The 20,801-nt window shown below is 74.7% G+C and carries 21 protein-coding genes; 18 read left to right on the top strand and 3 right to left on the bottom strand.

The window, feature by feature from the left end:
- The first annotated feature begins 23 nt into the window (after window positions 1-23).
- The 6 genes from ACFQ8Y_RS10365 to ACFQ8Y_RS10340 all read left to right on the top strand — a co-directional run bounded on the left by ACFQ8Y_RS10365 (window position 24) and on the right by ACFQ8Y_RS10340 (window position 5,614).
- Window positions 24-851 (top strand): ribonuclease HII, encoded by an 828-nt coding sequence (locus ACFQ8Y_RS10365; protein ID WP_430549949.1) that lies wholly within the window; start codon window positions 24-26, stop codon window positions 849-851.
- Window positions 848-1,147 carry a DUF2469 domain-containing protein gene (locus ACFQ8Y_RS10360; RefSeq protein WP_013838354.1) on the top strand — a complete coding sequence of 100 codons (300 nt, stop codon included), beginning with the start codon at window positions 848-850 and terminating at the stop codon, window positions 1,145-1,147. The genes ACFQ8Y_RS10365 and ACFQ8Y_RS10360 overlap by 4 nt, the downstream gene beginning before the upstream one ends.
- 147 nt (window positions 1,148-1,294) lie before the next feature.
- A complete protein-coding gene (locus tag ACFQ8Y_RS10355) occupies window positions 1,295-1,654 on the top strand; it encodes a YraN family protein (RefSeq protein ID WP_430585389.1) in 360 nt (119 codons plus the stop codon).
- Window positions 1,654-3,189, top strand: coding sequence for a YifB family Mg chelatase-like AAA ATPase (locus ACFQ8Y_RS10350; protein ID WP_430585388.1), 1,536 nt, complete (start codon window positions 1,654-1,656; stop codon window positions 3,187-3,189). The genes ACFQ8Y_RS10355 and ACFQ8Y_RS10350 overlap by 1 nt, the downstream gene beginning before the upstream one ends.
- A complete protein-coding gene (gene dprA, locus ACFQ8Y_RS10345) occupies window positions 3,182-4,534 on the top strand; it encodes a DNA-processing protein DprA (protein WP_430585387.1) in 1,353 nt (450 codons plus the stop codon). The genes ACFQ8Y_RS10350 and dprA overlap by 8 nt, the downstream gene beginning before the upstream one ends.
- A gap of 132 nt (window positions 4,535-4,666) precedes the next feature.
- A complete protein-coding gene (locus ACFQ8Y_RS10340; protein ID WP_430585386.1) occupies window positions 4,667-5,614 on the top strand; it encodes a tyrosine recombinase XerC in 948 nt (315 codons plus the stop codon).
- Between the two features lie 113 nt (window positions 5,615-5,727).
- On the opposite strand, the gene ACFQ8Y_RS10335 is transcribed toward ACFQ8Y_RS10340, so the two are convergent.
- Window positions 5,728-6,288 carry a murein hydrolase activator EnvC family protein gene (locus ACFQ8Y_RS10335; protein ID WP_430563332.1) on the bottom strand — a complete coding sequence of 187 codons (561 nt, stop codon included), beginning with the start codon at window positions 6,286-6,288 and terminating at the stop codon, window positions 5,728-5,730.
- Between the two features lie 562 nt (window positions 6,289-6,850).
- Between ACFQ8Y_RS10335 and rpsB the strand changes: the two genes are divergently transcribed.
- The 7 genes from rpsB to ACFQ8Y_RS10300 all read left to right on the top strand — a co-directional run bounded on the left by rpsB (window position 6,851) and on the right by ACFQ8Y_RS10300 (window position 13,021).
- Entirely contained in the window at window positions 6,851-7,762 is a 912-nt protein-coding gene (gene rpsB / locus ACFQ8Y_RS10330; RefSeq protein WP_430549892.1) for a 30S ribosomal protein S2, read from the top strand.
- 113 nt (window positions 7,763-7,875) lie between these two features.
- Complete coding sequence (gene tsf, locus ACFQ8Y_RS10325; RefSeq protein ID WP_430549893.1) at window positions 7,876-8,715, top strand: translation elongation factor Ts; 840 nt, start codon at window positions 7,876-7,878, stop codon at window positions 8,713-8,715.
- Window positions 8,716-8,977: 262 nt separating this feature from the next.
- Entirely contained in the window at window positions 8,978-9,757 is a 780-nt protein-coding gene (gene pyrH / locus ACFQ8Y_RS10320) for a UMP kinase (RefSeq protein WP_430549894.1), read from the top strand.
- A gap of 65 nt (window positions 9,758-9,822) precedes the next feature.
- Window positions 9,823-10,380: a ribosome recycling factor gene (gene frr / locus ACFQ8Y_RS10315; protein WP_430549895.1), complete on the top strand. Its 558-nt coding sequence runs from the start codon at window positions 9,823-9,825 to the stop codon at window positions 10,378-10,380.
- The gene (locus ACFQ8Y_RS10310) at window positions 10,380-11,276 is read left to right on the top strand and encodes a phosphatidate cytidylyltransferase (RefSeq protein WP_430549896.1); all 897 of its coding nucleotides are present in this window, start codon (window positions 10,380-10,382) and stop codon (window positions 11,274-11,276) included. Before frr ends, ACFQ8Y_RS10310 begins: the two co-directional genes overlap by 1 nt.
- A 105-nt stretch (window positions 11,277-11,381) precedes the next feature.
- Window positions 11,382-12,473 carry a 23S rRNA (adenine(2503)-C(2))-methyltransferase RlmN gene (rlmN, locus tag ACFQ8Y_RS10305; RefSeq protein ID WP_430549950.1) on the top strand — a complete coding sequence of 364 codons (1,092 nt, stop codon included), beginning with the start codon at window positions 11,382-11,384 and terminating at the stop codon, window positions 12,471-12,473.
- Complete coding sequence (locus ACFQ8Y_RS10300; protein ID WP_430549897.1) at window positions 12,470-13,021, top strand: DivIVA domain-containing protein; 552 nt, start codon at window positions 12,470-12,472, stop codon at window positions 13,019-13,021. The genes rlmN and ACFQ8Y_RS10300 overlap by 4 nt, the downstream gene beginning before the upstream one ends.
- 65 nt (window positions 13,022-13,086) lie before the next feature.
- Here the strand turns inward: ACFQ8Y_RS10300 and ACFQ8Y_RS10295 are convergent, their stop codons facing one another.
- Entirely contained in the window at window positions 13,087-13,491 is a 405-nt protein-coding gene (locus ACFQ8Y_RS10295) for a MerR family transcriptional regulator (protein ID WP_430564608.1), read from the bottom strand.
- A 70-nt stretch (window positions 13,492-13,561) separates the two neighbouring features.
- On the opposite strand from ACFQ8Y_RS10295, the gene ACFQ8Y_RS10290 reads away from it, so the two are divergent.
- Window positions 13,562-14,833, top strand: coding sequence for an MFS transporter (locus tag ACFQ8Y_RS10290; protein WP_430585385.1), 1,272 nt, complete (start codon window positions 13,562-13,564; stop codon window positions 14,831-14,833).
- 9 nt (window positions 14,834-14,842) lie between these two features.
- Here the strand turns inward: ACFQ8Y_RS10290 and ACFQ8Y_RS10285 are convergent, their stop codons facing one another.
- The gene (locus ACFQ8Y_RS10285; RefSeq protein WP_430549900.1) at window positions 14,843-15,649 is read right to left on the bottom strand and encodes a hypothetical protein; all 807 of its coding nucleotides are present in this window, start codon (window positions 15,647-15,649) and stop codon (window positions 14,843-14,845) included.
- Between the two features lie 176 nt (window positions 15,650-15,825).
- On the opposite strand from ACFQ8Y_RS10285, the gene dxr reads away from it, so the two are divergent.
- From dxr to ACFQ8Y_RS10265, 4 genes are all read left to right on the top strand, one after another.
- Window positions 15,826-17,028, top strand: a complete 1,203-nt coding sequence (gene dxr / locus ACFQ8Y_RS10280) for a 1-deoxy-D-xylulose-5-phosphate reductoisomerase (protein WP_430585384.1) — start codon at window positions 15,826-15,828, stop codon at window positions 17,026-17,028.
- Window positions 17,029-17,095: 67 nt separating this feature from the next.
- Window positions 17,096-18,415: a M50 family metallopeptidase gene (locus ACFQ8Y_RS10275; RefSeq protein WP_430585383.1), complete on the top strand. Its 1,320-nt coding sequence runs from the start codon at window positions 17,096-17,098 to the stop codon at window positions 18,413-18,415.
- 136 nt (window positions 18,416-18,551) lie between these two features.
- Window positions 18,552-19,694: a flavodoxin-dependent (E)-4-hydroxy-3-methylbut-2-enyl-diphosphate synthase gene (gene ispG, locus ACFQ8Y_RS10270; protein ID WP_430549903.1), complete on the top strand. Its 1,143-nt coding sequence runs from the start codon at window positions 18,552-18,554 to the stop codon at window positions 19,692-19,694.
- A gap of 79 nt (window positions 19,695-19,773) precedes the next feature.
- On the top strand, window positions 19,774-20,724 hold the full coding sequence (locus ACFQ8Y_RS10265; RefSeq protein ID WP_430549904.1) for a GNAT family N-acetyltransferase: 951 nt from the start codon (window positions 19,774-19,776) through the stop codon (window positions 20,722-20,724).
- Window positions 20,725-20,801 lie beyond the last annotated feature (77 nt).

Here is a 20,801-nt window from a genome sequence, read left to right as displayed (position 1 = left end):
GGGCGACGTCCGGTCCGGAGACGGTGCGCCGGCCCACGCCGCCCCGCCGCCGCACGGCCAGCGGCGGCGCCAAGCAGCGCCGGAGCCCGACCCTGCGCCAGGAGCGCGCGCTGCTCACGGGCGGCGCGCGGCTGGTCGCGGGCATGGACGAGGTCGGGCGCGGCTCCCTCGCCGGGCCCGTGAGCGTGGGGGTCGTCGTCGTGGACGCGGCGACGCGGACGGCGCCCCAGGGGCTGACCGACTCGAAGCTGCTCACCCCGGCGGCACGGGTCGCGATGGTGCCGCAGCTGCAGCGCTGGGGTGTCGCGTGGGCCGTCGGGCACGCGGGGCCGGCGGAGATCGACGCCCACGGCATCGTGGCCGCGCTGCGGCTCGCCGGGCGGCGGGCGCTGGCCCAGGTCCGCCGGACGTGCGGCGACGTGGACGTGGTGCTCCTCGACGGTTCGCACGACTGGCTGAGCCGGGGCGACGTCGACCTGTTCGAGGCCGCGGCCCTCGACCCGCTCGGGCCCGAGGCGCCCGAGCCGGGGGTGCGCACCCTCGTCAAGGCGGACCTGCAGTGCTCCTCGGTCGCGGCCGCGAGCGTGCTCGCCAAGGTGGAGCGCGACGGGCTGCTCGTGCGCCTGGCGCGCCAGTACCCGGCGTACGCGTGGGACCAGAACAAGGGCTACTCGGCGCCCGCCCACCTGGACGCGCTGCGGCGGCTCGGCCCGACGCCGCAGCACCGCCGGTCGTGGAACCTGCGGGCGCTGGCCGACGACGGCGCGGGCGACGTGCTGCCGGGCACGACCGTGGGCACGCTCGACGTCGGCCTCGCCGATGTGGCACCCGATGGGAGGATGGCCCCGTGAGCGCCGAAGACCTCGAGAACTACGAGACCGAGATGGAGCTCGCGCTGTACCGCGAGTACCGCGACGTGGTGGGACTGTTCTCGTACGTCGTGGAGACGGAACGACGGTTCTACCTCGCCAACCAGGTGGACCTGCAGGTGCGGTCCGCCGCCGGCGAGGTCTACTTCGAGCTCCGACTGGCCGACGCCTGGGTCTGGGACGTCTACCGCTCCGCGCGGTTCGTGAAGTCGGTGCGCGTCGTGACGTTCAAGGACGTCAACGTGGAGGAGCTCGCGAAGGCCGAGCTCGCCCTCTAGCTTCCTCGCCGTCCCGGGACGCCACGAGGCGTCCCGAGGCACGGACCCTGCCCCCAGGTCGCACCGGCCGCTCCCCGTCCACAGCCGACGGTCCGCGCGCGCGTCGTCCTCCGCGGCGACGCGAGGCTTCCCCGCGGAGGTGGTTCGATGCGGGCGAAGGACGCCGTCGGGCGGTACGGGGAACGGGTGGCGGCGCGCTACGTCGAGGCGCAGGGCCTGGAGGTGCTCGAGCGCAACTGGCGCGGCACGGGAGGCGAGCTCGACCTCGTCGCGCGCGACGGCGACGTGCTGGTCGCGATCGAGGTGAAGACGCGGCGCGGCACGGCGTTCGGGCACCCGGCGGAGGCGGTGACGGCCGCCAAGCTGTCCCGGATCCGCAGACTCACGGGGCAGTGGCTGGCCGAGCACCGGGAGGTGCGCTGCCGCGAGATCCGGGTCGACGTGGTGGCGGTGGTGCTCCCGAGAGCGGGTGCCGCGCAGCTCGAGCACCTCGTGGGGGTGCTCTGATGGGGCTCGGGACGACGGCGGCCGTCGCCCTCACCGGGCTGACCGGGCACGTCGTGGAGGTGCAGGCGCAGCTCGCGGCGTCCGTCCCCGGCTTCACGCTGGTGGGGCTGCCGGACACGGCGCTGAACGAGTCGCGCGAGCGCGTGCGGGCCGCGGTGCTCTCCACCGGCATCAAGTGGCCGCACCGCAAGATCACCGTCAACCTGTCGCCCGCCTCGCTCCGCAAGTCCGGTTCGTCGTTCGACGTCGCCATCGCCGTCGCCGTCCTCGCCGGGGACGGCGTAGTCCCCGGGTCCGGGCTGGACCGGGTGGTGCACCTGGCGGAGCTGGGGCTCGACGGTCGCCTCCAGCCCGTGCGCGGGGTGCTCCCCGCGGTCGCCGCGGCCGTCGAGGCGGGCTGCCCCGACGTCGTCGTCGCGACCGGGGACGCGGACGAGGCACGACTGGTCCCCGGGGCACGCGTCCACGCGGCGTCGAGCCTCGCCGAGGTGGTGCTGCTGCACGGCGGCGAGCTCGCGGAGCCGCCGGTCCTGGAACCTGTCCGGGCGGCGCGGCAGACCGTGCAGCGCCGGTCACCAGGGGACCTCGCGGAGGTGGTGGGGCAGGTGCAGGCGCGGATGGCGCTGGAGGTCGCCGCGGCAGGCGGGCACCACCTGCTCCTGGTCGGGCCGCCGGGCGCGGGCAAGACCATGCTCGCCGCCCGCCTGCCCGGCATCCTGCCGGACCTCACGCCGTCGGAGGCCGTCGAGGTGACGGCGGTGCACTCGGTGGCCGGGACGTTCGACCCCGGGAACGGGCTCCTGACCCGGCCGCCGTTCGAGGACCCGCACCACACGGCCACCCCGGCCGCGATCGTCGGCGGAGGCAGCGGCCTCGCCCGGCCCGGGGCGGTGTCCCGAGCGCACCGGGGGGTGCTGCTCCTCGACGAGGCGCCCGAGTTCCCGTCCCGCGTGCTGGAGACGCTGCGCCAGCCGCTCGAGCAGGGAGAGCTGGTGCTGCACCGCTCCGGCGGCGCCGCCCGCTACCCCGCCCGCTTCCAGCTGGTGCTGGCGGCGAACCCCTGCCCGTGCGGGATGGCGTCGGTGAACAAGGGGCTGGACTGCTCCTGCACCCCGACGGCGAAGCGGCGGTACTTCGGTCGCCTGTCGGGGCCGCTGCTCGACCGGGTCGACCTGCAGGTGGAGGTCCTGCCCGTGACGCGGGCGGAACGGACGGCCCGGTCGGAAGGGGAGGCGTCGGCCGTGGTCGCGGCGCGGGTCGCCGAGGCCCGGGCCGCGGCGCGCGAGCGACTGTCGGGGACGCCCTGGACGACGAACGCCGAGGTGGCCGGGCGGTGGCTCCGGGAACGGTCGGGGGCGCCGGGCGTGCTGCGGCCGATCGAGCAGATGGTGGACCGGGGCGTGCTGAGCCTGCGTGGGGCCGACCGTGTGCTGCGGATCGCGTGGACCCACGCCGACCTGGCGGGGCGCGTCGCGCCGACGGCCGACGACGTCTCCAGGGCCGTGACGATGCGCACGAGGGGGAGCCATGCGTGAGCTCGAGGTGCCCCCGGGCGTGGCGCAGGACGCGGCGCCGGCCATGAGCGCGTCGCGGTCCCGCGGCGCCGGAGGGCTGCCCTTCGCGACGGACGACCCGACGCTCGCCCGCGCCGCGTGGAGCCGGCTGGCGGAGCCGGCCGACGCGGTGGCGGGCACGCTCGTCGCGCACCTCGGCGCCCCGGCGGCGCTGGAGTGGGTCGTCGACGCGGTCCGCGACCCGGCGCGCGCCCTGCGGGGGTCGGCGGTCGAGCCGCTGGGCAGCGCGGTCGCGGCCGACCGGCTGATGGAGGGAGTCGCCCGGTGGGCGCCGCGGCTCGAGCGGCTGGACCCGCGGCGGGAGCTGCGGGTCCTCGAGCGGCTCGGCGGCACGCTGCTGGTGCCGGGGGACGGCCGGTGGCCGGCCGGCCTCGCCGCGCTGGGTCCGGAGGAGCCGTTCGCGCTCTGGGTGCGGGGGGATCCGGACCTGGCGGCCGCGACGGCCCGATCGGTCGCGCTCGTCGGTGCGCGGGCGTCCAGCGCCTACGGGGACCACGTGGCGGCCGACCTCGCGGCCGGGGTGGCGGACCGCGGCTTCGCCGTCGTGTCCGGAGGGGCGTACGGGATCGACGCCGCCGCCCACCGCGGCGCGGTCGCGGGAGGCGCCCTGACCGTCGCGGTGCTCGCCGGGGGCGTCGACCGCTTCTACCCGCCGGGCAACCAGGATCTGCTGCGCCGGCTCGCGGACGGCGCGGGGGCGGTCGTGAGCGAGGTGCCGCCCGGGTCGGCGCCGTTCAAGCAACGCTTCCTGGCCCGCAACCGGATCATCGCCGCGGTGTCGTGCGCGACCGTCGTGGTGGAGGCCGCCTGGCGTTCGGGGGCGCTGTCGACGGCACGCCACGCGACGCGGCTGCTGCGCCCGCTCGGCGTCGTGCCCGGCCCGGTGACGTCGGGCACCTCGACCGGATGCCACGCGCTCCTGCGGGACGGGGCGGCGATCTGCGTGACGGATGCCGCCGAGGTGGCCGAGCTCGCCGGTCCGTACGACGCCGACGCGACCCCGGCGCAGGCTCCGCCCGAGGGGACGCCCGCACCCGGGCGCGCCGGCGGCGAACGTTCGCGCCGGCGGATCCCCGCGGAGGTCGAGGCGCTCGGCGAGCACGCCCGTCTGGTGTGGGACGTGCTGCCCGCGCGGGGCGCCGCAGCGACGGACGCGTTGGCGCGCACGGCCGGGCTCGCCCCGGGCGAGCTGCTCGCCGGGCTCGGTGCCCTGGAGCTGCACGGCCTCGCCGGCCAGGAGGGCGGCCGGTGGCGCAGGGTCCGCCGCGACGCCGTCGAGGCGGGCCGGGGGAGACCGCCGAGCTGAGGCGGCGGTGCCGGGAGCACGTCGAGGTCCGGCCGCGTGGCGGGTCGCGTGAGGGCCGTCGGGGCCGTGGACGACCTCGACACGCGCGCCGCCTCACCCGTCCCGGGACGGCTCAGGGGCACACTGACCTGGATGGACACCGATCCGGACCTCCCGCCGCTGCCGGCGCCGCTGGCGGAGGCGCTGGCGCGTTTCGACGAGTACCTCGAGGTCCAGCGGGGGCACTCGGCGCACACGCGACGCGCGTACCGTGCCGACGTCGGGTCGCTCCTGCGGTACGCGGTGCGGCACGGGGTCGACGCTCTGCCGGGGGTGGACGTGGGCGTGCTCCGTGGCTGGCTCGCCACCCAGGCCGAGCGTGGCCTGGCCCGGGCGACCATCGCCCGTCGCGGCGCCGCGGCGCGGACCTTCCTGCGGTGGGCCTACCGCGTGGGCCTGGTGCAGGCGGACCCGACGGCACGGCTGGCGAGCCCGAAGGTGTCGCGGACCCTGCCGACGGTGCTGAGCGCGGACGCGGCCGCGACGCTGCTCGACACCGCCCGCGAGGCGGCGCACACCGCGGAGCCGGAGGACCGGCCGGCGGCCCTGCGCGCCTGGGCGGCGGCCGAGCTCCTCTACGGCAGCGGCATCCGCGTCGGCGAGCTGGTGCAGGTGGACGTTCCCGCCGTCGACCTCACGGAGCGGCTCGTGCGGGTGCTCGGCAAGGGTGGCAAGGAGCGGGTGGTGCCGTTCGGCGTCCCGGCGGCGCGCGCGGTGTCCGAGTGGTTGGCGCGCGGCAGGCCGGCACTGGTGCAGCCGACCTCCGGCGCCGCGCTCCTCCTGGGCGCGCGCGGGGGCCGCTGGGGTCAGCGACAGGTCCGCGACGCGGTGCACCAGCTCGCGGCCCGGGCGGGCGTGGAGGACGTCGCCCCGCACGCGCTGCGGCACTCCGCGGCGACGCACCTGCTGCAGGGCGGCTCGGACCTCCGGTCCGTCCAGGAGGTGCTGGGGCACTCCGACCTGGGCACCACCCAGCGGTACACCCACGTGGACGACGAGCGGCTGCGCAAGGTGTTCGTCCAGGCGTTCCCGCGCGCCTGACCGCCCCGGGCGCTCGCTCGAGGTCGCCCGGTCCGATCGCCTGTCCCGTTCGCCCGTACCGTTCGTCGGCACGGGCTCGTGAGAGTCGGCCCGACCGGCGCGCCCGCCTCCGCTCAGGGACCGCCGGGCAGCAGCACGATCGGTGGCGCCTGGCCGAGCAGGGCGAGCGGGTCGAGGTAGACCTCCCCGCGCAGCACGCCCCAGTGCACGCACCCGGCGGGCGCGCAGTGTCCCGGCCCGGCGGCGAGCGTGCCCACGACGTCGCCCTCGGCCACCGGGTCGCCGAGGCCCACCGAGGCTGTGACGGGTTCGAACGTGGACCGCAGGCCGCCGGGGTGCGCCACCACCACGACGGGCTTGCCCGCGACCTCCCCGGCGAACGACACCGTTCCCGCGGCCGGTGACCGCACCCGCTCACCCGTCGCGGCGGCGAGGTCCACCCCGCGGTGGCCCGCGGCCCACTCCTCGGCCGGCGGATCGAACGTCTGCACGACGTCGCCGGGCACGGGGCGTGCCCACCCGTCGCTCCCCGACGACGGGACCCGTGCCGACGGTGCCGCCCCGGCGAGCGGTGCTGCGACCAGGAGGACCGCGGCGCCGAGCACGACGAGAGCCGTGAGGAGTCCTCTGAGCGGTCTCGTGACGGTCGGGGCGGTAGAGGTGCGAAGCGTCATGGGGCGACGATGGCGAAGTCGGTAGACCGCCGGACGCGTCGGCCGAGGCGCTGTGGATCGCCCGTGGCACCCGACTCCTGGGGGCAGGCTGGGGACGTTGGTGCCGCGCGCCACGTCGTCCGCCGAGGGCGGTTCCGGCCGCGCTGGGCGGGGCGCCAGGTGGGCGATCGCCGGTCGGCTAAGAGGCCCGGAACCGTCGGGTAGACTGGCTGCCGCGATCGGCTTGTGCCTCGCCTCCCCGAACCATCCCGGTGGATCCCGTGGACCGTCCTCGACGTCCTGCGGGCCCGCCGGCCGGGGGAGCGGACGCGAACCGGTCGACATCGCGCGTCACGTACGCGCCCCGCGACCCGGCCCGCCGGGTGCAGGGCGCGGCCGCGTCGGCAGCGGTCCGCCCCCGGTCCCCGGGAGCGGTGCCGGCCCGGCGTGACGCCAGGGGTGCCGGGCCCGATGCCCGTCACCGACGAACCGAGTACCGCGACCGGAGACCTGCAGCAGCAGCCCGGTCGCCCGACGCGCGTGCAGCCCGGAGGATCCGGCGCACGCGGCGAAAGGACGTGTCATGGCCGTCGTGACCATGCGCCAGCTCCTCGAGAGCGGTGTCCACTTCGGGCACCAGACCCGCCGTTGGAACCCGAAGATGAAGCGGTTCATCTTCACGGAGCGCAACGGCATCTACATCGTCGACCTCCAGCAGTCGCTGTCGTACATCGACCGCGCCTACGAGTTCGTCAAGGAGACCGTCGCCCACGGCGGCAGCATCCTGTTCGTCGGCACCAAGAAGCAGGCGCAGGAGCCCGTGGCCGAGCAGGCCGCCCGCGTCGGCATGCCGTACGTGAACCACCGCTGGCTCGGTGGCATGCTCACCAACTTCACCACGGTGCACAAGCGCCTCCAGCGCCTCAAGGAGCTCGAGGAGATCGACTTCGACGACGTCGCCGGCTCCGCGCTGACGAAGAAGGAGCTCCTCGTCCTGCGTCGCGAGAAGGACAAGCTCGCGCGCACGCTCGGCGGCATCCGTGACATGGCCAAGACGCCGTCCGCGGTCTGGATCGTCGACACCAACAAGGAGCACCTGGCCGTCAACGAGGCGAAGAAGCTGGGCATCCCGGTCGTCGCCATCCTCGACACCAACTGCGACCCCGACGACGTCGACTACGCCATCCCGGGCAACGACGACGCGATCCGCTCCGTCACGCTGCTCACCCGCGTGATCGCGGACGCGGCCGCCGAGGGCCTGCTGCAGCGCCACTCGGGCAAGAAGGGCGAGGCCGCGGAGACCGCCGAGGCCGAGCCGCTGGCCGAGTGGGAGCGCGAGCTCCTGGCCGGTGCCGAGGCCGCCCAGGCCGAGGCCCCCGCCGCCGAGGCCACCGAGGCGCCCGCCGCCGAGGAGGCCCCGGCCGCCGAGGTCGCGACCGAGGAGGCCCCCGCCGCCGAGGAGACGCCGGCCGCCGAGGCCGAGAAGTCCGAGTGAGTCCTCGCGGGCCGGTCATCCCCGGGTGACCGGCCCGCGGACCGCCGCACGACCCACTCCGCCCGGCTCCCGACCGGGGCCGGGCGGACCTCGAACCAGCACGGAGGACATCCATGGCGAACTACACCGCCGCTGACATCAAGGCGCTGCGCGAGCGCACCGGTGCCGGCATGCTCGACGTCAAGAAGGCGCTCGACGAGGCCGACGGCAACACCGACCAGGCGATCGAGATCATCCGCAAGAAGGGTCTGGCCCGCGCCGCCAAGCGCGAGGGCAACGCGACCACCGAGGGCCTCGTGGCCGTCAAGGTCGCCGACTCCGCGGCCGGCCAGGTCGCCACGATGATCGAGCTCGACGCCGAGACGGACTTCGTCGTCAAGAACGAGAAGTTCATCGCCCTCGCCGACGCGGTCCTCGAGGCCGTCGCCGCCGCGGGTGCCACGGACGCCGAGTCCGGCCTCGCCGCCCCGGCCGCCGAGGGCACCGTGGCCGACACCATCGCCGCCCAGGGCGCCACGATGGGGGAGAAGGTCGTGCTGCGCCGCGTGGCCCGCCTCGAGGCCCCCAAGGTGACGACCTACCTGCACAAGACGGCCAAGGACCTGCCGCCGTCGATCGGTGTGCTCGTCGCCACCGACGACGCGGCCGAGCCCGTCGCCAAGGACGTCGCGCAGCACATCGCCGCGCTCGCCCCGAAGTACCTGTCCCGCGAGGACGTCCCGGCGGACGTCGTCGAGAAGGAGCGCGAGATCGCGCGCGAGGTCTCGATCGCCGAGGGCAAGCCCGAGGCCGCGCTGCCGAAGATCGTCGAGGGTCGCCTCAACGGCTTCTTCAAGGACGCCGTGCTCGTGGACCAGCCGCTGGCCAAGGACACGAAGACGACCGTCGCCAAGCACGTCGCCACCACCGGCGGCAACCTGCTCGGCTTCGTCCGCTTCCGCGTCGGCAGCTGACGCCTCACCGCGCTCAGGCCCGACCGCACCGTGCGCGGTGCGGTCGGGCCTTCGCGTACCCGCCCGCGCCCGCCCCCTGACGGGGCGGGAGCCGCCGTCCGGTGCCAGGATGCGCGGAGGGCGACCACGTACCACCGAACACGAACCACCGGGCGAGCGCGCCCGACCTGCCGGGCCCGTCGACGGCGGTGCACGGCGGACGCGGAACATGCCGCAGGACATGCGGAACAGACCGGCATGCGGAACAGACCAGAGAGCGACGGTGACCCACGTGACCGAGACCAACCAGACCGAGCGGACCAGCACGACGGGCGAGGCGACCGGTGAGGCCGCGCCCGCGCGCCGGGTGCTCCTCAAGCTCTCCGGCGAGACCTTCGGGGGCGGCAGCGTGGGCCTCGCGACCGACGTCGTGCGGCGGATCGCGCAGGAGATCGGCGACGCCGTCCGTCAGGGCGTGCAGGTCGCGATCGTCTCCGGCGGCGGCAACTTCTTCCGGGGCGCCGAGCTCTCCCGCGCCGGCCTGGACCGCGCGCGCGCCGACTACATGGGCATGCTCGGCACGGTGATGAACTGCCTCGCGCTGCAGGACTTCCTCGAGCAGGACGGCGTCAAGACGCGCGTGCAGACCGCGATCACCATGGGCCAGGTCGCCGAGCCGTACATCCCGCTGCGCGCGATCCGGCACCTGGAGAAGGGGCGGGTCGTGATCTTCGGCGCGGGCGCCGGCATGCCGTACTTCTCCACCGACACCGTGTCGGTCCAGCGTGCCCTGGAGACGCACTGCGACGAGGTCCTCATGGGCAAGAACGGCGTGGACGCCGTCTACTCGGCCGACCCGCGCACGGACCCGGACGCCGAGCGCCTCGAGCACCTGACCTACACCGACGCCCTGGTGCGCGGTCTGAACGTGATGGACGCCACCGCGCTGTCCCTGTGCCGGGACAACGACGTGCGCATGCGTGTCTTCGGCCTCGAGGAGCCGGGTAACGTGACCCGCGCGCTGCTGGGCGAGAAGATGGGCACGCTGGTCACCACCCACTGACGCCGCACCAGCCGTACGACCCCACGCAGCACGACGACGAGCACGACGACGAGAATGGAGCACCGGTGATCGACGACACCCTCCTCGAGGCCGAGGAGAAGATGGACAGGGCGATCGAGGTCGCCAAGGAGGAGTTCGCGGGGATCCGCACGGGCCGCGCCAGCTCGGGCATGTTCTCGAAGATCACCGTGGACTACTACGGCGCCCCGACGCCCCTGCAGCAGCTCGCGTCGTTCAACATCCCTGACGCTCGCACGGTGCTCATCTCCCCGTTCGACAAGGGCTCGATGACGACCATCGAGAAGGCGCTGCGCGAGTCCGACCTGGGCGTCAACCCGTCCAACGACGGCAACGCGATCCGCATCATCATGCCCGCCCTCACGGAGGAGCGCCGTCGCGACTACGTGAAGCTCGCGAAGACGAAGGCGGAGGACGCCCGCATCTCGGTGCGCAACGTCCGCCGCAAGGCCAAGGAGGAGCTGGACCGCATCGTCAAGGACGGCGAGGCCGGCGAGGACGAGGTCACGCGGGCCGAGAAGGAGCTGGAGTCGCTGACGAAGAAGCACGTCGACGCGATCGACCAGCTGCTCGCCGGCAAGGAGAGCGAGCTGCTCGAGGTCTGATGGTGGCCCATCCCCTCGAACCGGGCGAGGACGCGTCCCCGCTCGACCCGGCCACCGCCGGCGCGGCGGACCCGACGTCGTCGCGCGCCGGCCGCAACCTCCCCGTGGCGATCGCGGTCGGCGTCCTGCTGCTCGTCGGCGTCGCGGCGTCCCTGTGGTTCCGGCCCGAGCCGTTCGTCGCGGTCGCGGCGGTCGCGGTCGGTGCCGCGCTGTGGGAGCTGCGGCAGGCCTTCGCCCGCCGGGACATCCACCTGCCGATGCTGCCGCTGCTCGTGGGCGGCGCGGGCATGGTGGTCTCGGCGTACACCGCGGGACCCGAGGCGCTGCTCGTCGCGTACGTGCTGACCGTCGGCGCCGTCGTCGTCTGGCGGGTGCTGGACGGCCCCGGGCCGCAGGCGCTGCGCGACTGCGCGGCCGCGGTCTTCGCGGCCACCTACGTGCCGTTCCTGGCGGGCTTCGTCCTGCTGCTGCTCGCGCAGCCCGACGGCGAGCTGCGGGTGGCCCTGTTCATCCTCCTGGCCGTGGCGAACGACACCGGCGGGTACATCGCCGGGGTGACGATGGGCCGCCACCCGCTGGCACCCACCGTGAGCCCGAAGAAGACCTGGGAGGGCCTGGGTGGCTCGCTCGTGCTGGCCACGGCCGTGGGTGTCGCGGGCGCGGTGCTCGCCCTCGACGCGAGCCCGGTGCTCGGCATCGTGCTCGGCGTGCTCACCGCGATCACGGCCACCGTGGGCGACCTCGCCGAGTCCCTCATCAAGCGGGACCTAGAATTGAAGGACATGGGTTCGCTGCTCCCGGGTCACGGGGGTGTGCTGGACCGCCTCGACTCGCTGGTCGTCACCGCCCCGTTCGTGTACCTCGTGCTCACGATGGCGCCCACGACCGCCCTGTAAGGACACGTCATGCCCCCCACCACCGCCCGTCCCGCGACGTCCGGCGCCGACCTCGGGTTCCCCGCGGTCCGGCCGGGCGACGAGACCGCGCCGATGCCCCTGCAGATGGCGCCGCGCCGCCGGGGCAAGCCGCCGAGGCACTTCGCCGACCTCACGCCCGCCGAGCGCGTCGCGTCGATCCAGGAGATGGGGGAGAAGCCGTTCCGGGCCAAGCAGCTCGCGACGCACTACTTCCAGCACTACACGTCCGACCCGGAGCAGATGACCGACCTGCCGGCGAAGACGCGCGAGGCCATCGCGACGACGATGTTCCCGCAGCTCATCCGCCCGACCCGGCGTCTCGAGGCCGATGGCGGCACCACCGTCAAGACGCTGTGGCACCTGTTCGACGACGCCAAGGTCGAGTCGGTGCTCATGCGCTACCCGCACCGCACCACGCTGTGCGTGTCGTCGCAGGCGGGGTGCGGCATGGCGTGCCCGTTCTGCGCGACGGGCCAGCTGGGCCTCACGCGCAACCTGTCGACGGCGGAGATCCTCGAGCAGGTGCGCGCGGCGAACCGGTCGCTCGCGGCGGGAGAGATCCCCGGGGGGCCCACGCGGCTCAACAACCTCGTGTTCATGGGTATGGGTGAGCCGCTGGCGAACCCGAAGGCCGTCTTCGAGACGGTCCGCGCCCTGGTCGCGCCGCAGCCCGAGGGCTTCGGCATGTCGGCGCGCAACATCACCGTCTCGACGGTGGGACTGGTGCCCGCGATCGAGAAGCTCACGAAGCTCGAGATCCCGGTGACGCTCGCCCTCAGCCTGCACGCGCCCGACGACGACCTGCGCAGCGAGCTCGTGCCGATCAACACCCGGTGGAGCGTGGACGAGGCCCTCGACGCCGCACGGCGCTACTTCGAGGTCACCGGGCGGCGCGTGTCGATCGAGTACGCGCTCATCAAGGACATGAACGACCACGGCTGGCGCGCCGACCTGCTGGGGGAGAAGCTCAACGCGCGCGGGCGCGGCTGGGTGCACGTCAACCCCATTCCGCTCAACCCCACGCCCGGGTCCATCTGGACCGCGAGCGAGCGTGATGTCGAGGACGAGTTTGTGGCACGCTTGCGCGGGCACGGCATCCCCACCACGATCCGTGACACCCGCGGGAGCGACATCGACGGCGCCTGCGGGCAGCTGGCTGCCGAGGAGGACGAGTGAGCGCACTGTTCAGCACGGTGTCCGCGATGCGCACCGGGTACGACCGCGACGAGGTCGAGGACTTCTTCGACCACGCCCGGCAGGCGTACGAGGGTCGCACCGCGGAGCCCCTGTCGCACGCCGACATCCAGGTGTCGACGTTCGACCTGGTGCGCGGCGGCTACGACACGCACGAGGTCGACGCGGCGCTGGACCGTCTCGAGTCGGCGTTCATCGCGCGGCAGCGCGCCGAGTACGTGGCGGCGCACGGGCAGGAGGCGTGGATGGCCGCGCTGGCCGACCGCGCCCGCACGATGTACGGGCGCCTGGGGCGGCCCGACGGCGACAAGTTCGCCCCGGCCGACCGCGGCGAGCAGGGCTACGACCCGGACGACGTCGACGCGCTGTGCGACCGGCTCGTCGCCTACTTCGACCGGCAGGAGCCGCTGAGCTCCGGCGAGATCCGCTCGGCCACCTTCGGCCGGGCCAAGGGGTCGGACGCCTACGCCGAGGGTCCGGTCGACCGGTTCTTCGCCCGCGCGATCGAGGTGCTGCTCGGGGTCGAGTGACCTCCCGGGGCACCACCGCGAGACCTGACGAGGGCCGCCGACGACACGTCGGCGGCCCTCGTCGTTCACCGGCCGGAAGCCGTGGCGGCGCCCGCCGCGGCCTCCGACAGGAGGGCGGCCTGCTCGGTGCGGGTGAGGACGTCACGGATCGTGTCCCGGCTGCGGGTGAGGCAGGCGATCTTGTCCTCGATGCCCACGAGCTCCGTGGCGAGCATCTCCGCGACCGTGCGTGGGCAGGTCGGCGCCTCGGACCGGCTCGTCGTCTCCATGTCGAGCAGCACCTTGATCAGGCGTGTGGGGATCCCGGCACGCACCATCCCGGCCACCCTGGACACACGCTCGACGTCGTCCTCGGAGTAGGTGCGGTACCCGTTCGCCGCGCGGTCGGCCACGAGCAGGCCCTGCTGCTCGTAGTACCGCACGAGGCGCGGCGCGACGCCTGCGCGCCGGGCGAGCTCGCCGATCTTCATCTCGCACCTCCAGGAGTGACCGGGGTCACGCTTGACATTGACATCAATGTCAAACTCTAGCGTCGGACACATGACGACACCAGGATCTCCCCCCGCCCCGTCCGACGGGCTCCCGTGGCCCTCCCTGCTGGTCCTCGGCACGGCGACCTTCACGATGGTCACCGCCGAGATGCTGCCGACCGCCGTGCTGCCGCAGATGAGCGCGGGGCTCGGCGTCTCCGAGGCGCGCACCGGGTTGCTCGTGTCCGTGTGGGCCGCCGCGGTGGTGGTGGCGAGCTTCCCGCTCGTGCGCCTCGTCGCCGGCAGGGACCGGCGCGCTGTGGTCGCGGTCGCGCTCGGCGTCCTGGCCGCCTCGTCCCTCGCCACCGCGCTGGCGCCGACGTACGGCGTCGCCGTGGGGGCGCGACTGGTGGGTGCGGCCGCCGTCGGGCTCCTGTGGGCGTCCGCGAACGCGCACGTCGCCGACCTGGTGCCCGACCGGCTGCTCGCCCGCTCGATCGCCGTGGTGCTGGGTGGCGCCACCCTCGGCATGGTGCTCGGCACGCCGCTCGCCAGCCTCGTCACCCGGGTGGTCGGCTGGCGGGCCGCGTTCGCCGGCCTCGCGGTGCTGACGCTGGTGGTCGCCGTCCTGGTGCGACTCGTCGTCGCGCGTGCGGCCGCGCCCGCCACGGAGCGGCCCGGTGAGGGGGCGACGCCGGGCGCCGCGGGACCCGCGCCGGCCGGGGGGCCCGGTCCGATGATCACGGTCACGGCGATCGTCGGCGTGCTGCTGGTGGGGCACTACGGCGCGTACACGTACGTGACGCGCATCGTAGAGGTGCCGGCCGACGCGCTGCCGGGCGGCGTGAGCGGGCTGCTCCTGGTGTTCGGCCTCGCGTCCGCGCTGGGCGTGGTCCTGGCCGGCCGGTTCGGGGCGCGGACCGCCCCCGTGCTCGCGCTCGCTGCCGGCGGGACCGCGCTCGCCCTGCTCGGGCTGGCGGTGGTGGACGTGCATCCGGCCCTCGTTGTGGCCGTCGTCGTGCTGTGGGGCGTGTCGTCGGGCGCGCTGCCTCCCCTGGCGCAGACGCTGATCCTGCGCCTCGGCGGGCCGCAGCGGCGGGCGACGTCGTCGGCGCTGATCCCGGTGGTGTTCAACGGCGGCATCGCCGTCGGGGCCGCGCTGGCGTCGTGGGTCGTGGCGGGCGGCGGTGTCGGGGCGCTGCCGGTCCCTGCGGCCGTCGTGGTCGCGGTGACCGCCGTCGCGCTCGGCGCCGGGGCGCGGGCCTGGTCGACGCCGACGGTCGTGGAGAGCGGTGGTGACCGCGCCGGTCGCGCGGTGGCCGAGAGTCCTGCCGGGGTCTGACCCCGCCCGTCAGCAGGCGGGGGCGAGGGCGGAGCCGCTGCCCGTGTTGAGGTAGGCGTCGGACACCCAGTTGCTCGGGCCGATGCGGTACCAGAGGTTCGTGGTACCGCGGGTGCCCGTGACCGTCTGGCCGCGCGCGTGGCAGAGCAGCGGCACGCGCGCGGTGTCGGCGGCGACGCCGGTCCAGCGGTATCCGGTGCCCGGGCCGGTGCGGACGTTGAGGGTGCCGCCGTCGGCGGAGACGATCCCGGTCCGGGCGGAGCCCTGCCACAGGTAGGTCACGTCGATCCAGGCGTTGGAGCGCAGGCCCAGGCCGTCCCAGTAGGTGCCGTCCGCCAGGTCGATGCCCGCGGGGTTGGTGACCTTGCGGCCGAAGAGGTCCTTGCCGCCGTGGTGGCCGAGCCGGTAGGCGGCGGACGCCTGCGGGGTCCCCTTCGGGAGGTCGCGCGCGGCGTGCCGGGTGGAGCTCCAGTAGTCGTCGGTGGTGTTCCACGGCCCGACGTCCCACACCGGCGCGTACTCGCACCGCGCGCTGTCGGCGCGGCAGACCCGGACGGAGTACGCGCCGTCGCCGTCGGCGGACAGGGCGCGCCGGGAAGGCAGGGCGACGAAGTGGTCCCGCTTCTCGATCGTGTGGCCGTTCGCGGTGCGCTTGCCCACCAGGCCCTCGCGGGTCGCGAAGATGCGGTGGGTCTCGCCGTCGCCGTCCGCGGCGGCGGGTGCCGCCACGCCGACGACCGCCCCGGTGACGAGGGCGGCGATCCCGGCGAGGGTGGACATGGCGCGCTTGCCGACTATCACGCGATAAGGACGCATGTATGCGAACGTAACCGGCGTCACACCCCGCCGCGACCGGGCGAGGGAGGTCCTCGTCCGGAAGTCAAGCACCGGAGCGGGTGAATTCCGCGCCATTCCGCGGCGCGTCGCCGGGTGGGACGACGGGGTGGGACGACGCGGCCGAACGAGCGTGGGGGCCTGGGATGATGGGCGCCATGCCCGACCTCGCGACCCCCCGCACCGTCACGCTCCTCGGTTCCACCGGCTCGATCGGCACGCAGGCGATCGACGTCGTGCGGGCCCACCCCGGGCGGTTCCGGGTGGAGGCGCTGAGCGCGGGCGGGTCCGACGTCGTGCTGCTCGCGGAGCAGGTCGCGACCGTGGGGGCGCGCACGGTCGCCGTCGCGGACGGCGCCCGCGCGGACGAGCTGCGGGCCGCCCTGGTCGAGAGGCTCGGCGCCGCGGCGGGCGACGTCGAGGTGCTCGCCGGGCCGGCGGCGGCGACCGAGCTGGCGGGCCGCGGCAGCGACGTCGTCCTCAACGGCATCACCGGGTCGGTCGGCCTGCGGCCCACGCTCGCGGCGCTCGCGGGCGGCTCGACGCTGGCGCTGGCGAACAAGGAGTCGCTCGTGGTGGGCGGCTCGCTGGTCAAGGCCGCGGCCGCGCCCGGGCAGATCGTGCCGGTGGACTCCGAGCACTCGGCGATCGCCCAGGCGTTGCGCGCCGGCGCGCACTCACCCGATCACAGCGAGGTGCGGCGCCTGGTGCTCACGGCCTCCGGCGGGCCGTTCCGCGGCCGCAGCCGCGACGACATCAAGAAGGTCACGGTCGACGAGGCGCTCGCCCACCCGACCTGGGCGATGGGGCCGGTGGTGACGGTGAACTCGGCCTCGCTGATGAACAAGGGCCTCGAGCTCATCGAGGCGCACCTGCTCTTCGACGTGCCGGTCGACGACATCACCGTGGTGGTGCACCCCCAGTCGGTGGTGCACTCCATGGTCGAGTTCCACGACGGGTCGACGATCGCGCAGGCGTCCCCGCCGGACATGCGGCTGCCCATCGCGCTCGGGCTGTCCTGGCCGGAGCGGCTCGACGTCGTCTCCCCGCCCTGCGACTGGACGCGCGCCGCGTCGTGGACGTTCGAGCCGCTCGACGAGGACACGTTCCCGGCGGTCGGGCTGGCGCGCGCCGCCGCGGCGGCGTCGGCCACCCACCCCGCCGTCTACAACGCGGCGAACGAGCAGGGGGTGGCCGCGTTCCTCGCCGGGCGCATCGGCTTCCTCGACATCGTCGAGACGGTGGAGCGGGTGCTGGCCGAGCACGACGGCGTCGCGGCCGCCGGCGTCACGCTCGACGCCGTCGAGGGCGCCGAGCGCTGGGCGCGGGCCCGCGCGGACGAGATCCTCGCGCGGTCCTGACGAACCCTCCACGCCCGCGCGACCGGGGCGTGCGGCGGGTCGCCGCAGGTGTCCTAGGCTCGACGCCGTGGACGTTCTCTCCTGGGTGGTCGGCATCGCCGTGATGGTCGTGGGCCTCGCCCTCTCCATCGGCCTGCACGAGGTGGGCCACATGGTGCCCGCGAAGAAGTTCGGCGTGCGCGTGAGCCAGTACATGGTCGGCTTCGGCCCCACGCTGTGGTCGCGTACCAAGGGGGAGACCGAGTACGGGGTCAAGGCGATCCCGCTGGGCGGCTACGTGCGGATGGTCGGCATGATGCCGCCCGCACCCGAGGGCACCCGCCGTCGCGGCGGCTTCTTCGGGCAGGCGATCGCCGACGCGCGCGACGCGTCCGTGAGCGAGATCCGCCCCGGCGAGGAGCACCGCGCCTTCTACCACCTGTCCACGCCCAAGAAGCTCGTCGTGATGCTCGGCGGCCCGGTGATGAACCTCCTCATCGCGGTCGTGCTCACGTTCGTCGTCCTCGTGGGCATCGGGGCGCCGACGGTGACCACGACCGTCGGCGCGGTGAGCGAGTGCACGCCCACGTCGACGACGGCGGAGGGGGCGCCCGTGTGCGGCGACGACGCCGCGCCGTCCCCGGCGGCTGCGGCGGGCCTGCGTCCGGGCGACGAGATCGTCGAGTGGGACGGCACGGCCGTGACGTCGTGGGAGCAGCTCTCCGGCGCGATCGCGGACGCCCCCGACCAGCAGGTCCCGGTGGTCGTGCTGCGCGACGGCGCGGAGGTCCCGCTGACCGTCACGACGTCGGACCGGCAGGTCCCGGTGGTCGAGGCCGACGGCACCGCGAAGGTCGGCGCCGACGGGCAGCCGGTCACGGAGACCGCGGGGTTCCTGGGCGTCACGCCGACGCAGGAGTACGAGCCGCTGCCGGTCTCGACCGTCCCGGAGGCGGTCTGGCAGCAGGTCTCCGGCACGGCGGGCATGATCGTCACGCTCCCGGTGCGCATCGGCGACGCCGCGGTGCAGGCGTTCACCGACGAGCCGCGGTCGCAGGACTCCGTGGTGTCCGTGGTCGGTGTCGGCCGGATGGCCGTGGACGCCGTCGCCGCGGACGCCCCCGTGATCAGCACGCTGCAGTTCCTGCTGAGCCTGCTGGCCGCGCTCAACGTGGCACTCTTCGTCTTCAACCTCATCCCGCTGCTGCCGCTGGACGGCGGGCACGTCGTCAACGCCCTGTACGAGGGCGCCAAGCGCACGCTCGCGCGGCTGCGCGGGCTCCCGCGGCCCGGTCCGGCCGACGTCGCGCGGATGATGCCGGTGGCCTACGTGATGTTCGTCGTGCTCGTCGGCACCGGGGCGATCCTCATCGTCGCGGACCTGGTCGACCCGGTACGCCTGGGCTGAGGACCCTCGCCGCCGGCCCGGTCCGGTGAAGGTCGTGCGTGACGACGCGCGGGGATTCCGTGCCGGTGCGGTGCCCGCGTGCGTAGCACCCGCCCACAGGCGCGATACTGGCACCGTGACTGCGATCAATCTCGGCATGCCTACTCCGCCCGCGCCCACGCTGGCCCCGCGCCGCAAGTCCCGCAAGATCCAGGTGGGCAAGGTGGCCGTCGGCGGTGACGCGCCGATCAGCATCCAGTCCATGACGACGACCCCGACCACGGACATCAACGCGACGCTGCAGCAGATCGCGGAGCTGACGGCGTCGGGCTGCGACATCGTGCGTGTCGCGGTGCCGACCATCGACGACGCGGAGGCGCTGCCCGCCATCGCGAAGAAGTCGCAGATCCCCGTGATCGCGGACATCCACTTCCAGCCCAAGTACGTGTTCGCCGCGATCGACGCCGGCTGCGCGGCCGTGCGCGTGAACCCGGGCAACATCCGCAAGTTCGACGACCAGGTCAAGGAGATCGCGAAGGCGGCCTCCGACGCCGGGGTCTCGCTGCGGATCGGCGTCAACGCCGGCTCCCTCGACAAGCGCCTGCTGGAGAAGTACGGCAAGCCGACCGCGGAGGCGCTGGTCGAGTCCGCCGTGTGGGAGGCGAGCCTGTTCGAGGAGCACGGCTTCCACGACTTCAAGATCTCCGTGAAGCACAACGACCCGGTGGTCATGGTGCGCGCCTACGAGCTGCTCGCGCAGCGCGGCGACTGGCCGCTGCACCTCGGCGTCACCGAGGCGGGCCCGGCGTTCCAGGGCACGATCAAGTCGGCCACCGCGTTCGGGGCCCTGCTCAGCCAGGGCATCGGCGACACGATCCGGGTGTCTCTGTCCGCGCCTCCGGTCGAGGAGGTCAAGGTCGGCACGCAGATCCTGCAGGCGCTCAACCTGCGCCCGCGCAAGCTCGAGATCGTCTCCTGCCCGTCGTGCGGCCGCGCCCAGGTGGACGTCTACACGCTCGCCGAGAAGGTCACCGCGGGTCTCGAGGGGATGACGGTCCCGCTGCGCGTCGCGGTCATGGGTTGCGTCGTCAACGGCCCGGGCGAGGCGCGCGAGGCCGACCTCGGCGTCGCGTCGGGCAACGGCAAGGGCCAGATCTTCGTCAAGGGCGAGGTCATCAAGACCGTCCCGGAGGCGATGATCGTCGAGACCCTCATCGAGGAGGCGATGCGTATCGCCGAGACGATGCCCGCCCCCGAGAACGAGGCGCAGGCCGGGGCCCCCGAGGTCACGGTCGGCTGACGGTCCGGCCGACAGGTCGACCTGTGGCGGCCGCATCGGGGACGATGGCGGGAGGGCCCACGGCGGCGAAGGGGGCGTGATGGGCGGCTGGCGACCGGCGGTGCGGGCGCGCGGCGACGCGCGCGGCCTCGACGTGCGCCGCCCGCGGGCCCGCGTCCTCGGCCAGGAGGACCTCGCCGAGGCCCGCGCCCTGTGCGCCCTCGACCCGGTGACGTCGGTGCTCGCGGCGGCGCGGCTCGAGGTGGCGGCGGTGGCGGGCTTCGCCGCCGCCGGCGGGCAGGCCTGGGGCTTCCCGGCGACGGGCCCGCTGGTCGCGGTCTGCTGGTCCGGCGCGAACCTCGTCCCCGTGCTGGCCCCGGACCTCGCGGGCCGCGACGCGGACGACGCCGTCGCCGCGTTCGCCGCGACGGCCCGCGCCCAGGGGCGGCGCTCCTCGTCGATCGTGGGGGAGCGGACGGCGGCGCTCGCGCTCTGGGACCTGCTCGCGCCCCGCTGGCCGCCGGCGCGCGAGGTGCGCGCCGACCAGCCGTCCCTCGCGATCGCGCGCGACCCCGACGTGGAGCCCGACCCGGAGGTGCGGCGCTCGACCCTCGGCGAGGTGGACGCCGTGCTGCCCGCCTGCGTGCGGATGTTCGCGGAGGAGGTCGGCTACGCCCCGGCCGCGTCGCCGGGCAGCGCGTACGCCCTGCGCGTGCGCTCCCTCGTGGCCGAGGGGCGGTCGTTCGTGCGCATGGAGGCAGCCGGTTCGACCTCGGGCGCGGGCACCGGACCCGGGCCCTTCGTCGCCTTCAAGGCCGAGCTGGGCGCGGTCGCGGGCGGGGTGGCGCAGGTGCAGGGCGTGTGGGTCGACCCGCTGCGGCGCGGGCGCGGCCTGGCCGCGCCCGGCATGGCCGCCGTCGTCGTCGCGACGCGGCGCGAGGTGGCGCCCGTGGTCTCGCTGTACGTCAACGCCTTCAACGCGCCCGCGCTCGCCACCTACCGGCGCGTGGGCTTCGAGCAGGTCGGCACGTTCACGACGGTGCTGTTCTGACCGGTGCCCTGCGGTTCCCGGATCTGTCCGGATCGTGAGATGGTACGGCGCGTGACGACGCGAGCGACGGCGGCAGC

It is taken from the genome of Isoptericola sp. NPDC056605 (genome assembly GCF_042792795.1).
In the GTDB taxonomy this organism is placed as follows: Bacteria; Actinomycetota; Actinomycetes; order Actinomycetales; family Cellulomonadaceae; genus Isoptericola.
This window is presented reverse-complemented; position numbering and strand designations above follow the sequence as displayed.